Source organism: Actinobacillus genomosp. 1, assembly GCF_029774175.1.
GTDB lineage: Bacteria > Pseudomonadota > Gammaproteobacteria > Enterobacterales > Pasteurellaceae > Actinobacillus.
The window spans coordinates 526,365-540,258 of the sequence record NZ_CP103834.1 but is presented as its reverse complement, the minus strand read 5'-3'; the positions used below and the strand labels follow the sequence as shown (position 1 = coordinate 540,258).

Genomic DNA, 13,894 nt, shown 5'->3' with positions numbered 1-13,894 from the left:
ATGGCGATTTTAATTGATAAGAATACAAAAGTTATCTGTCAAGGTTTTACCGGTGGGCAAGGCACCTTTCATAGTGAACAAGCGTTAGCATACGGTACCAAATTGGTCGGCGGTGTTTCGCCGAATAAAGGCGGTACAACCCATTTGGGACTACCGGTCTTTAATACCGTACGTGAGGCGGTGCAAAAAACAGGGGCGACTGCAAGTGTAATTTATGTACCGGCTCCCGGTTGTAAAGATGCGATTTTAGAAGCGATTGATGCGGGCATTGAACTAATCGTTTGTATTACCGAAGGGATTCCTACGCTGGATATGGTTTGTATAAAACAGAAATTAAAAGAAACTGGCGTACGTATGATCGGTCCGAACTGTCCGGGTATTATCACACCTGAAGAATGTAAAATCGGTATCATGCCGGCACATATTCATAAAAAAGGTAAAATCGGTATTGTTTCTCGTTCCGGAACACTAACCTATGAAGCGGTAAAACAAACAACGGATGAAGGATTCGGGCAATCAACTTGTGTCGGTATCGGCGGTGATCCGATTCCCGGTTCAAGTTTTATTGATATTTTAAAACTATTCCAAGCGGATCCTGAAACTGAAGCGATAGTAATGATTGGTGAAATCGGCGGTAGTGCCGAAGAAGAAGCCGCCGAGTTTATTAAAATGCACGTAACAAAACCTGTAGTAAGTTATATCGCCGGCGTGACGGCTCCTAAGGGAAAACGCATGGGTCATGCCGGGGCTATCATTAGCGGAGGTAAAGGCACGGCAGACGAGAAATTTAAGGCATTAGCGGAAGCAGGGGTTAAAACCGTTAGAAGCCTTGCTGAAATAGGTAGTGCATTAAAGGAAGTACTATATAAATAAATTCCTCCAACTAATTAGCTATTTTTTATAGTTAAAAGAAAAGGACTGAATTCAACAACACATTAGTTCAGTCCTTAAATGTTTTTTAGGTTAAATTAGAAATCACTGATATTGCCTCTATCAATCGACATTGCCGGAATCCGCAATACTCTATTATCAAGTTTCCATTGACTGTTTTCCGGCACTTCGCCTTTTACAAGTAAACGAGAAAAATCAATAATCGCTCGACTTTGAGAACGCCAATCGTTTGTCACCGTACCGGCTAATTTTCCTTTTCTAATTAAATCTAGTGCTTCCGGTAATGCATCAACACCATAAATAGGCAATGTTTTATTTTTTTCACTTGCAACCTCTAATGCACCTATCGCCATACTATCATTATTAGAAATAATCACCTCAATATTATTTTGCGGTGTCGATAACCAAGCATTTACTTTATTTTTTGCAATTTCTTTATTCCAAACGGCGGATTCCAATGCTAATTGCTCCGTCTTAATGCCTTGCACACTTAACTCTTCAATCACTGCTTTGGTACGTATTTCCGCATCCGGATGCCCTAATTCCCCTTTTAAGAGCGCATATTGCATTTTTCCGTCGTGATTTAAATCCAATGCCTTACTATTTTTCCAATGACTCGCAATCATCTTAGCTTGTGCTTTACCAGCTTCTTCAGGATTCGAACCGACATAATAAGCCTTTTTGTAGCTACTGATTGCCTTCACACCCGGATCTTTGTTAAACAAAATAATCGGCAAATTAGCCTCTTTAGCTTTACCGATAACCGTGACCCACGCGCTAGGATCAACTAAATTGACCGCAAGCACCTTCACTTTATGATTAACTAATGTTTGTACCTGTTTATTTTGTACGAATTGAGAATTTTGCGCATCGTTCATCAATAAAGAAAGAGATGGATTTTCTGAGGAATATTCAATTAATTTATCATGCATTAATCGGATAAAATTATCATCATACTGATATAAACTCACACCCAATGTATCTTGAGCCATAACAGAAGAAGACAAACCAATCCCAACCGCTAATGCACATATTGCTAGATTTTTCATACTATTCCTCCTCAAGATCATTAATACTACTTTTTATATCAAATTTACTATATCAAGGATAGTACACAATTAAATATGGAAAAAATGTGAGGTAATTCACACATTTAACAAATTCATTGAGATAAATAATCATAAAAAAACAAGCGGTAAAATTTGCAAAAATTCTTACAAATTTCACCGCTTGTCAAAAACTTAGAGCATATTCTAAGCTGTAGCTTGTTTAGATTTAAATATAAAAATCAATGCAATCATAACAATCGCCGTAGTGATAAATCCGAATACGGCTGATCCGCTAAAGCCAAGTACTAAATACCCGAAGATAGAAGCCACTGCCACAAGTAACGCATACGGTAACTGAGAAGTCACATGATCCATATGATTACATTGTGCGCCGGTTGAAGACAGAATCGTCGTATCTGAAATCGGTGAGCAATGATCGCCACATACCGCCCCCGCCATCACTGCAGACATACATGGAATTAATAAGCTCGCATCCACATTAATCGCCATTGCCGCGGCAATCGGTAACATAATCCCGAATGTTCCCCAACTTGTACCTGTTGCAAACGCCATAACAGTGGCAAGCACAAATAAAATAGCAGGTAAAAAAGCAGGATTGATATTGCCGGCTACTAATGTCGATAAATAATCACCGGTATGCATATCTTTCACGACACTGCTAATTAACCAAGCAAGCGTTAAGATTAAAATCGCACCGAACATTGATTTACAGCCGAGCCAAATTGCTTTCGGATAATCCGCCGCTTTAATTAAACCGAGGGTACAGATCACTACCGCTAATACGCCTGCCGACCCACCGATAACTAAAGAAAGGTTTACATTGGTATTTTCAAACGCTCCCAATAAGCTAAAGGTATCCAGTGCTTGAGCTCCGGTATAAATCATTGAAGTAACGGTTGTAAAAATCAAGACTAAAATCGGCACGATCAAAGCATAAACACGGCCTTGAGATTCAACATCCGAATCTTCGTTACTATGTGCTTCGGAAGCTAACGCCTTTCTTTCAAAGCGACTCATAGAACCGATATCAAATGAGAAATATGCCACGATAAACACCATCACTAACGCAAATAACGCATAGTAGTTCATCAGACTCATTGAAGCAAAAGCACTAATCGCCGTATATTCGGTAATATTATAAGTCGCTAAAAGACCACCAATCGTTGCGATAATTGAAGCTCCCCAACTGGAAACCGGCATAAGTACGCACATAGGTGCGGCGGTTGAGTCAAGAATATAGGCTAATTTTGCACGAGAAACTTTAAATTTATCCGTAACCGGACGAGCAATCGCACCGACAGCCAAACTGTGGAAATAGTCATCGATAAAAGTCACAAACACTAAACAAGCGGTTAATAATTTCGCACCTCTGCGACCTTTAATATGTTTTTTCGCCCAATTAGCAAAAGCCTGATTACTACCCGAATATGTCAATAAAGAGGTAAATACCCCTAATAAAAGTAAGAAAATTAAGATCTGTACTTTTCCAAATGAATATTCACCGTCAGAATAAACCAAACCGACAACAATATTTTTTAAATAAACAAAACCGTCTGCGAACGTTGCAGAAAGCATAAAAGCACCGACTAATATACCGATCCCTAAAGATAGCAGCACTCTACGGGTCAGAATAGCTAAAAGTAGTGCCAATGATGCAGGTATCACCGACAGCAACGAACTTGAATAATCAATTAAATTCATAAAACCTCTAAAAAATAACTTTGTAATGAAATACTAGCCAAACAAAGAAGAGGATCTACTGAGAAAATTTATGCAATGCATAAGATGAGGTAGGCAATCTGAAATAATAAGAATAGAACCGACCCTAGCAGTAGCACTCCGTAATACAAGGATTACGACAGTGTCGTCCCTTTCGGCAACGACCCCAACCAATTAAGATGACGCTTAACTGATTTCGGCAAATACGCCTTTCTTTTTTCCTCATCGTTCTCCACTCAGAAAAAGTACTTATCGGATTTGCACCTCTACAATTTGTAGGACGACATAAGATTACCCGAATCTTATCCGCTTGCCAAGAGATAAACAGCATATTTTTACTAACATTATTCTCATAACTAATATAGATAATAAATTTATTCCATATAATCATAAAATTTAAAAATAATGAATCTACTCGCTTTACCTCAAAAAAGTATTCCGTTAATATATAAATATATTTTCGGGATAAATATTATTCTGGAATTTTACAATAATTATACTATTTTTATTATTTTATATGGTCTTTATTTGGAGATAAAAAATGTCAGACATTTTAAAAACATTATCGAATATCCGTAACTTGCGAAGCATTGCGAAAGATTCAACGCTAGAACAAATGGAATCTTTACTTGAAAAAGTATCTAGTGTGGTTGAAGAAAAGCGTGAAGCTGTAAAAGCGCAAGAACTCGAACAGAACAAACTTATGGAAGGACTCAAAAAATATAAGGAATTATTAGCACAAGACGGAATCTCTGCCGAAGAACTTGTTGTATTATTAAATAATACGACGGAACATAAAAAACGAGAGCCTCGCGCCCCTCGTCCGGCAAAATATAAATTCATTGACGAAAACGGCAATGAAAAAACATGGACCGGTCAGGGTCGAACACCTCGTCCGATTCAAAAAGCATTAGATGAAGGTAAAAGTTTAGAATCTTTCGCAATTTAATTTTTCATTTAAAAAAACAGGATTAATATAATATTAATCCTGTTTTTTTATTAATTTTAATCTTATGCGACATAATTCTATTCACATTTAAAATAATTATTTTCCTATAAAATCAACGATTAAAACTTAGAACTCATCTTATTTATAACGCTACATTTTTAAATAAAAATACCGTATTTATATATCTCATATTACATAATTAGGTCTTCAATTTTATTCCTTACCAATTTCTTTTTTACTTCTATATTCTTTCTCTTTTCTTTACCTCCTTAGAGGTAATTTAAAATAATTGTTAAATTTTTGCTTATTTTGGTGGTTGTTTTTTAATCAATCATTTCTAAAAAGTGTGATCTTCATCATAAATTTACACATACCCTCTATTTTTTTGAAAAATCTTACATACAATGCAGTTACCTATTTAACATTATTTTAACCATTCATTATTAAATTGCATTACGAGGCTTTTTATGGCGTTATTCCTTAGTATTTTCCCAATCGTTTTACTCATTTACTTAATGGTAAAACGTAACGCATTACCATCCTATGTTGCATTACCATGGGTTGCGGTAGTAGTACTCATTATCCACCTTCTCTTCTTTGCAACCGATATTACGATTATCAGTGCAAATATCTCATCGGCTATTATGTCGGTATTTACCCCGATTACCGTTATCTTCGGTGCAATTTTATTCAACCGTTTTTCCGAAGCGTCCGGTGTCACTAATACGCTACGCAAATGGTTAGGTACAATTAACCCTAATCCGGTAGCACAGCTTATGATTATCGGTTGGGCATTCGCATTTATGATTGAAGGTGCAAGCGGTTTCGGTACACCGGCGGCAATCGCTGCTCCGATTCTTGTCGGTTTAGGTTTTAATCCGATTAAAGTGGCGATTCTTGCATTAGTAATGAACTCGGTACCGGTATCGTTCGGTGCGGTAGGTACTCCGACTTGGTTCGGTTTCGGCTCATTAAACTTGGCGGAAACGCAAATTCTTGAAATCGGCTCAATGACTGCGTTAATCCACTCATTTGCTGCATTAATCATTCCGGTCATTGCATTAAGCTTTATCGTAAGCTGGAAAGAAATTCGTCAAAATATCGTATTCATTTACTTAAGCGTATTTGCTTGCGTTATTCCTTATTTCTTCCTTGCGCAAGTAAACTACGAATTCCCTTCATTAGTGGGCGGTGCAATCGGTATGTTTATTTCGATTTTCCTTGCCAATAAAGGTGTAGGCTTAGCGAAAGTAGAAAACACTTTAGACACCTCTGACGTTACGACTAAAGAAGTGGCAAAAGCATTACTTCCTACCGGTTTATTAATCGGCTTCTTAATCGTAACGCGTATCCAGCAGTTACCGTTTAAAGCCATGATGAATAATGCAACGACTTGGATCAGCACTCAATTAGGTTCATTAGGTCAATTTGAAATCAGTGAAGGTTTAATCTTTAGCTTAAAAAATATCTTTGGTACGACCGTAAGTGCAAACTATAAATTACTTTATGTACCTGCATTAATTCCGTTCGTCATTACCGTATTAATTTGTATTCCGTTATTTGCTTTAAGCGGTGCTAAAGTGAAAGAAGTATTTTCAGGTAGCTTCAAACAAACGAAAAACCCGTTTATCGCATTAGTCGGTGCGTTAATCATGGTGAACTTAATGTTAGTCGGTAACGACGGCTCAATGGTAAAAATCATCGGTAAGAACTTTGCTGCGGCAACCGGTGAATATTGGACAATCTTCGCTTCATACTTAGGTGCGGTAGGTGCGTTCTTCTCCGGTTCTAACACGGTTTCTAACTTAACCTTCGGTAGCGTACAGTTATCAACCGCAGAAATTACCGGTTTATCCACTTCATTAGTACTTGCATTACAATCCGTAGGCGGTGCAATGGGTAACATGGTATGTATTAACAATATCGTTGCGGTAAACTCTGTATTAAATATCCAAAACCAAGAAGGTGCGATTATTAAGAAAACCGTCGTACCGATGTTTATCTATGGTGTGATTGCGGCAGTCGTTGCCTTAACGGTAATTCCATTGTTCTTTAATGTTTAATAAAAAAGTGGTAGAGAAAGATTTACCGCAGACGTGCTACACTACAAGCGGTTAATTTTAAAACTTTTTCACCTACATTGCGTAAAAGGAAGTCAGCTGACTTCCTTTTGTCATTTTTGGCATTTTAAATACGATTGTTTCTTATTTTTATTTAAGTGGGAGTTCTTTATGAACGTAAATTTCTATGTAACCTGTATTGCCGATATTGTTAAAGCCGGCGTAGCCAAAAACAGCGTACTATTACTCGAAAAATTGGGCTGTAACGTTGTTTTCTTAGAAAAACAAGGCTGTTGCGGACAACCGGCAATGAACAGCGGATATGCAAAACAAGCGATTCCGGGCATGAAAAACCTTATCGAAACGTTTGAGGCGAATGACTACCCTATCGTTGCACCGGCAGGTTCATGCGTATATGCAATCAAAAACTATGCCGAGTATTTAAACCGTTTCGGAGAACCGGAATGGGCGAAACGTGCGGAAAAAATTGCCGCTCGCCTATACGATTTAACCGATTTTATCGTAAACGTGTTAAAAAGAACGGATGTCGGCGCAAGTTTAACCGGTAAAGCGGTTTATCATCCGTCTTGCAGCTTAAGCCGTAAACTTGGCATCGTGGACGAACCTCTCACCCTCTTAAAAAATGTTAAGGGTTTAGAATTGCTACCGATTCACAACCAACAAACCTGTTGCGGTTTCGGCGGTACTTTCTCCGTCAAAATGGCTGAAATCTCAGGTGAAATGGTTACCGAAAAAGTGGTTAATATTACTGAAGTTGAGCCTGAATATTTGGTTGGTGCGGATGTTAGTTGCTTAATTAACATTGCCGGTCGTTTAAACCGTGAAGGTAAAAACGTAAAAGTTATGCATATCGCAGAAGTATTAATGCAAGAGTAAGGAAGCCCTATGTCACATTTACAAACTAGCACCCTACCATTTAAACAACGCGTAGAACAGCAAGTTCATAATGAAATCATGCGTAAAGCGGTGGTGAAAGCACAAGAAACCATCGGCGCAAACCGTCAAAAAATGGTGGATGAACTTGGAAATTGGGAAGAATGGCGTGATCTTTCAAAACAATTCCGTAACCACGTTTTAGCAAATTTAGACGCTTATTTATACCAATTAAGCGAAAAGGTGACTCAAAACGGCGGCCACGTCTTTTTTGCAGAAACCGCTGAAGAAGCGACCGCTTATATCCGTAAAGTTGCGCTTGAGAAAAAAGCAAAGACCATTGTTAAATCCAAATCAATGGTAACCGAAGAAATCGGTTTAAACCACGTATTAGAAGCGGAAGGTATGAAAGTGGTGGAAACCGACCTTGGTGAATACTTACTTCAAATCGTAGGCGATAAACCATCTCACATCGTGGTACCGGCGATCCACAAAGATCGTCATCGTATTCGCAAAGAATTACACGAAGTATTAGGTTATGAAGGTACCGAGCAACCGGAAGAAATGAATGCTTTCGTACGTAAAACATTACGCAAAGACTTCTTAGCCGCTGATATCGGTATTTCAGGTTGTAACTTCGCCGTACCGGAAACGGGTTCTGTCTGCTTAGTAACCAATGAAGGTAACCTTCGTTTAGCGACTACCTTACCGAAAACGCATATTGCGGTAATGGGTATGGAACGTATCGCACCGACTTTCAAAGAAGTAGACGCTCTGATTACTATGTTATGTCGTAGTGCGGTAGGTGCAAAATTAACCGCTTATAACACTTGGCTGACCGGTCCTCGTCTTGAAGGCGAAACAGACGGTCCGGAAGATTTCCATCTTGTTATTGTCGATAACGGTCGTTCAAAAATTTTAGAAAGTGAATTTTCGGAAGTTTTACGCTGTATTCGTTGTGGTGCGTGCTTAAATACTTGTCCTGCATATCGCCAAATCGGTGGTCACGGCTACGGTTCTATCTATCCGGGTCCAATCGGTTCCGTTATCTCGCCATTACTCGGCGGTTATGAGGAATTTAAAGAATTACCGTATGCTTGTTCGCTATGTACCGCATGTAATAGCGTTTGTCCGGTAAAAATTCCTCTAGCGCAGTTGATCCTTAAACACCGTGAAAAAATTGCCGAAGCCGGTTTAACACCGTTCTCGGAACGTCTTTCTATTAAAGGTTTCACCTTTGCCAACGCTAATCCGTCAGTCTGGAATATGGGGGTTAAAGTCGGGGCGAAGATTGCCGGTAAATTCATTAAAAACGGTAAAGCACCAATTCAAGTCGGTGCATTAGCCGAGTGGACAAAAGCGCGTGACTTGCCAACTGCGGACGGTGAAAGTTTCCGTGAATGGTTTAAAAATCGTAAATAATTAATTTGACTTGAACCACAGCCTCGGCAAATAAGCGGTTATTTTTAGATAAAAGTTTGCAAAAATTCAATAAATTCTAACCGCTTATTGTATGAGTAAAAATTAATAATGTGGCAAAAATAGGACAACACAATGGACTTACAGAATCGTGAAAACTTTTTAAATAAACTGGCACAACGTATGGGTAGAGAACGTAAATTAGTGCCTGATCAAATGGAAACACCGGTAAATAATCACCCTACCACACGTTTAACCCATCTTTCTCAACAAGAACTTTGCAACGAATTTATGAATTTTGCAAAAGTGTTATTGGTTGATGTGGTTGAAACTAAAGAAGCTGACGTAGCACAAGCCGTATTAGAAGTTTGTGAAAAATACGGCGGCGGAAATATCGTATTAAATAATGATGCTCGTCTTGAAAATTTAGGTATTACCGATGCGGTCAAAGAGAAATTTGATAGCTATATTTGGGATTTTACCAATCGTGAAGAAAATATTTCTCACTCCGAAAAAGCCAATATCGGTATCGTATATGGTGAATACGGTTTAGCCGAATCAGGCGGTATCGTCTTATTCGCTTCTAAAGATAACGGACGTTCAACCAGCTTATTACCGACAACGTCTATCGTCGTCGTACGCAAAAGCACCGTATTACCTCGAGTGGCACAGCTTGCGCAAATTCTGCATGAGAAAGCTCAAGCCGGCGAACGTATGCCGTCTTGCGTAAATATCATTTCAGGTCCGAGTGCAACCGCCGATATTGAATTAATCAAAGTGGTCGGCGTACATGGTCCGGTGTCGAAAATCTATGTTGTGATTGACGATCTATAATTTGTCATTCCATTATTTATAAATGACAAGCGGTCTGATTTGTTAAATTTTTTGCAAATCAGACCGCTTTTGTATTCTTCTGCTATTCTTAGCTAAAGATTATAAAATTTTCACAATACATGAGTTTACTGTGATTTTTTATTCTCTAACGTTTCCGGTTCTGTCCGAACCATAAAATCCCATATCATACCGATTCGAGCTAAAAGTTCTCTAAGTCTCACTTTTATATGTCCTTCCGGGTATTTTGCAACAAAGCAGACTGCATTAATACCATGATATTTAGCAATAAATAAAGCACGTTCACAGTGAAACTTCTGAGTTATAATGACAAATGATTCTAAGCGATATACTTTACTCGCTCTAACAATAGAGTCTAATGTACGATAACCGGCAAAATCTTGCTGAATAAATTCCTTTCCAATTCCCATTCTCACCAAATCGTTTAACATTACTTTAGGTTCATTATAATAAGGTGTTTTATTATCGCCACTTACTAAAAGCCTTTCTACTTTTCCATTTTTTATAAGTTTTTCTGCTGCTTCTAAACGATATTTATAATATAAATTCGGTGTACCTTTTGCATAAAATTTAGAAGTCCCTAATACAACGGCATTTTGGTGTTTTGGTAATTTATTAATATCGGTATAAATATTATCTTTAACATAAATACCTGTCGCATAATCAATAATAAAAATAGCTATACTCAAAAAAAGTGCTATTGCAAAACTTACTAACGCAATACGAGGGCAGATTGAAAGACACCTTTTCCATAAAGACGTCTTTGGCAAACTTTCTGTTGCTTGAGTTAATTCCATTCGATTCCCATTTGTTTCATTAAAAACAAGCGGTCTAATTTTAAGTATTTGTTAATTTGACCACCGATAGACTACATAAGTTCTGAAAGGTTCAAAAAAATTTAGCATATCCTAGTTAGCTTAAATTGCAAGTTTAACTTTGTCTAAAATTTTAGACGTTTAGACGGCTAAAATTTCTTGACAAAGATGTGTTTGACGATTAATTTATACATATTTTTAGGCGTTTAGACGTCTATACTGATAATAATAAGCGGTCTAATTTTCGCAAAATTTTTTAACCTTAGGAAAAGCCATGGCGCATAGCATTACCCTTTTTTCAGAAAAACCTCTTTCCCTGATACTCGGCGGAACACTTTCGCCGATTGATGTCGCTTACCAAACATACGGTACGCTGAATGCGGATAAAAGTAATGTCGTCTTACTCTGCCATGCGCTCACCGGCGATGCCGAACCTTATAAAAATGCACCGGAACAAGGTTGGTGGCAGGATTTTATCGGTTCGGGATTAGCTTTCGATACGGATCGCTATTTTTTTATTTGTTCTAACGTGCTTGGCGGGTGTAAAGGTACGACAGGTCCGTCCTCAATTAATACTAAAACAGGTAAGCCTTACGGAAGTCAATTTCCAATTATTACGGTGCAAGATATTGTCGAAGTACAAAAGGCTTTACTCGATGCGTTAGGTATTAGCCATTTACATGCGGTAGTCGGCGGTTCTTTCGGTGGAATGCAAGCCACACAGTGGGGAATTAGTTATCCCGACTTTGTGAATAATATTATTAACTTATGTTCATCACTTACGTTAAGTGCGGAAGCGATCGGTTTTAACCACGTAATGCGCCAAGCGATTATCAACGATCCACATTTTAATCACGGTGACTATTACGACGGCTTACCGCCGGATAACGGTTTAAAAATCGCTCGTATGCTCGGCATGCTGACTTATCGTACCGATGTACAATTAGCCCGTGCTTTCGGGCGTGAAATGAAGCAACAAACCGAAATTTGGGGCGATTATTTTCAAGTGGAATCGTATTTGAGCTACCAGGGAGTAAAATTTTTAGATCGCTTTGATGCCAACAGCTATTTACGTTTATTACGCGCTTTGGATTTATATGATCCGGCGTTAGGCTATGAACATGAAATTGATGCGTTAAAACGAATTAAAGCAAATTACACTTTGGTTGCGATTACTAGTGATCAGCTATTTAAGCAAATTGATGTACTAAAAAGTAAACAGCGTTTAGAAGCTGCCGGCGTGCAGGTGGATTATCACGAATTTCATTCCAACTTCGGGCATGATGCTTTCTTAGTTGATTATGATTTCTTTGAGCCGATGATTAGAAAAGGATTACAAACGGAAACCTAATTTCCGTTTGCTAAAAACAGATAAAAAAAGACCGCTTGCAATAAATAACAAGCGGTCTTTTTTTATGGAATTTTTACACTACACGTGTGTTTGTTCAGGTAATGTTCCTTCAATTTCTTCGACTAAATCGCCGTTTTTAAAAAACGCATAACCGCCGTTTTTCATTTTGACCCATTTTTCGTTTTTGGTAAGCGGCTGCGTGGTAATAATGGTGACTTTATCATTTGCGGTGGTGTATTTGCTAAAATCAATTTCTACGTCATCATCACGTAATGCCGTGCTAAACGGTGCTTTACGTGTTACATAATGTAGATTGGTCGAACAACGAGCAATCATCCAATGTCCGTTCGATAAAATAAAATTAAATACGCCGTGTTTGGCAATTTCGGAAGTAATTTCTACAACCGCATCAAAAATTTCTTTCTCGCTCGGTTTTTTTAAGAAACGTTCTCTCAGCTGAGACACTAAGCAACAAAATGCGGCTTCCGAGTCTGTCGAACCGATAGGCTGATAATGACATTCCTCACAAACGCCTACCCCTTCTACTGTTCCGTTATGTGCGAACACCCAGTTTTCACCCCACAATTCTCGAATAAACGGATGTGTATTTTCTAAATTAATATCGCCTCGGGTGGCTTTACGAATATGTGCAATCACATTGAACGATTTAATACGATATTGACTGACAAGATCCGCCATCGGCGAAGAAGCACCCGGTCGGTTATCTCGAAAAATACGTACGCCTTTACCTTCAAAAAACGCGATACCGAAACCGTCCGTATGTTGATCCGTTAAACCGGCGCGGCGGCGAAATCCCTCAAAGGAGAAGGTAATGTCCGTTGGGGTGTTGCAATTCATTCCGAGTAATTGACACATAAATTTATTCTTCGTTAGGTAGGGTGATAAAAAAGAAAGACCAGCTGGCTAGCTGGCCTAATGGTTATATTTTGGCAAATCTTAAAAATAATTCAATAGAACTAGATCAAAAATTTTATAGCTTATAGTCATTATTTATATTTATTTTGCTATATAAATTAATTTTCCTGATTTATCACTATACTTTCTCTTTTCTAAACAGCGAAAGTAAAAAGATGGCTCCGGCACAAACGACAACCGAAGGCCCTGCCGGCGTATCTTTCCACGCAGAAAATAATAACCCTCCCGTAATGGAAAGCATACTGAATACAATAGCGTATCCGACCATAGCTTCCGGTGTTTGAGCAAAACGACGGGCAATTGCCGACGGAATAATTAATAAAGAAGTAATAATCAGCGCACCGACAAACTTCATGCTTAATGCGATGGTTAATGCGGTAAGTAACATCAATACTAAACGTAAACGTACCACATTCAATCCTTCAATTTGCGCTAATTCGGGACTAATCGTAATCGAGAGTAATTTTTTCCAAAAATAACCTAAAACACCGGCGATAAATAACGTTCCGCTGCCGATAAATACCACATCGTCAAAATCAATTGCCAGTAAATCACCGAATAGATACGACATCAGATCAACACGAACATTATCAAGCAAACTAATGGTAATTACCCCCAGCGATAAGCTACAGTGTGCGATAATTCCCAATACCGTATCTAAAGAATAAGCGGTTTTATGCTCTAACCATACCAGTAACATCGCTAAAATCAGCGTCATAACAATAACCGCAATATAAGGATCAATCTGTAAAAAGATACCAAGTGCGACACCAAGTAAGGCGGAATGAGAAAGCGTATCGCCGAAATAGGCCATTTTGCGCCATACCACAAAAGCCCCTAGCGGGGCGGTAATAAATGCCAATAATAAGCCGGCTAGCCAAGCTGGGAATAGAATTTCAAACATTTCTCTCTCTATTGTTTTTATTGTTCAGTAAAAT

12 protein-coding genes and 1 riboswitch are annotated in these 13,894 nt (G+C 38.4%); of the genes, 7 read left to right on the top strand and 5 right to left on the bottom strand.

The features are described from left to right. On the top strand, positions 1-873 hold the full coding sequence (sucD, locus tag NYR63_RS02510) for a succinate--CoA ligase subunit alpha (RefSeq protein WP_279458034.1): 873 nt from the start codon (positions 1-3) through the stop codon (positions 871-873). A 95-nt stretch (positions 874-968) separates the two neighbouring features. Here the strand turns inward: sucD and NYR63_RS02505 are convergent, their stop codons facing one another. Further along, positions 969-1,940 carry a substrate-binding domain-containing protein gene (locus NYR63_RS02505; protein ID WP_279458033.1) on the bottom strand — a complete coding sequence of 324 codons (972 nt, stop codon included), beginning with the start codon at positions 1,938-1,940 and terminating at the stop codon, positions 969-971. A gap of 204 nt (positions 1,941-2,144) precedes the next feature. Further along, positions 2,145-3,662: a Na+/H+ antiporter NhaC family protein gene (locus tag NYR63_RS02500; protein ID WP_279458032.1), complete on the bottom strand. Its 1,518-nt coding sequence runs from the start codon at positions 3,660-3,662 to the stop codon at positions 2,145-2,147. Between the two features lie 123 nt (positions 3,663-3,785). Then, positions 3,786-3,957, bottom strand: a riboswitch (Lysine riboswitch). A gap of 264 nt (positions 3,958-4,221) precedes the next feature. Here NYR63_RS02500 and NYR63_RS02495 point away from each other — a divergent pair. The 5 genes from NYR63_RS02495 to NYR63_RS02475 all read left to right on the top strand — a co-directional run bounded on the left by NYR63_RS02495 (position 4,222) and on the right by NYR63_RS02475 (position 9,836). Beyond that, positions 4,222-4,629, top strand: coding sequence for an H-NS family nucleoid-associated regulatory protein (locus NYR63_RS02495; RefSeq protein WP_279458031.1), 408 nt, complete (start codon positions 4,222-4,224; stop codon positions 4,627-4,629). Between the two features lie 467 nt (positions 4,630-5,096). Then, the gene (locus NYR63_RS02490; RefSeq protein WP_279458030.1) at positions 5,097-6,692 is read left to right on the top strand and encodes an L-lactate permease; all 1,596 of its coding nucleotides are present in this window, start codon (positions 5,097-5,099) and stop codon (positions 6,690-6,692) included. A 168-nt stretch (positions 6,693-6,860) separates the two neighbouring features. Further along, a complete protein-coding gene (locus NYR63_RS02485; protein ID WP_005611668.1) occupies positions 6,861-7,586 on the top strand; it encodes a (Fe-S)-binding protein in 726 nt (241 codons plus the stop codon). 9 nt (positions 7,587-7,595) lie between these two features. Next, positions 7,596-9,005 (top strand): LutB/LldF family L-lactate oxidation iron-sulfur protein, encoded by a 1,410-nt coding sequence (locus NYR63_RS02480; RefSeq protein WP_279458029.1) that lies wholly within the window; start codon positions 7,596-7,598, stop codon positions 9,003-9,005. 132 nt (positions 9,006-9,137) lie between these two features. Continuing rightward, a complete protein-coding gene (locus NYR63_RS02475) occupies positions 9,138-9,836 on the top strand; it encodes a LutC/YkgG family protein (protein ID WP_279458028.1) in 699 nt (232 codons plus the stop codon). Positions 9,837-9,961: 125 nt separating this feature from the next. Here NYR63_RS02475 and NYR63_RS02470 read toward each other — a convergent pair whose 3' ends face one another. Beyond that, the gene (locus NYR63_RS02470) at positions 9,962-10,651 is read right to left on the bottom strand and encodes a SanA/YdcF family protein (protein WP_279458027.1); all 690 of its coding nucleotides are present in this window, start codon (positions 10,649-10,651) and stop codon (positions 9,962-9,964) included. Between the two features lie 292 nt (positions 10,652-10,943). On the opposite strand from NYR63_RS02470, the gene metX reads away from it, so the two are divergent. After that, complete coding sequence (gene metX, locus NYR63_RS02465; RefSeq protein ID WP_279458026.1) at positions 10,944-12,020, top strand: homoserine O-acetyltransferase MetX; 1,077 nt, start codon at positions 10,944-10,946, stop codon at positions 12,018-12,020. A gap of 78 nt (positions 12,021-12,098) precedes the next feature. Here metX and NYR63_RS02460 read toward each other — a convergent pair whose 3' ends face one another. Together NYR63_RS02460 and znuB are read right to left on the bottom strand one after the other, a co-directional pair. Next, positions 12,099-12,896, bottom strand: a complete 798-nt coding sequence (locus NYR63_RS02460; protein WP_279458025.1) for a class II glutamine amidotransferase — start codon at positions 12,894-12,896, stop codon at positions 12,099-12,101. 178 nt (positions 12,897-13,074) lie between these two features. Beyond that, positions 13,075-13,860 carry a zinc ABC transporter permease subunit ZnuB gene (gene znuB / locus NYR63_RS02455; protein WP_279458024.1) on the bottom strand — a complete coding sequence of 262 codons (786 nt, stop codon included), beginning with the start codon at positions 13,858-13,860 and terminating at the stop codon, positions 13,075-13,077. Positions 13,861-13,894 lie beyond the last annotated feature (34 nt).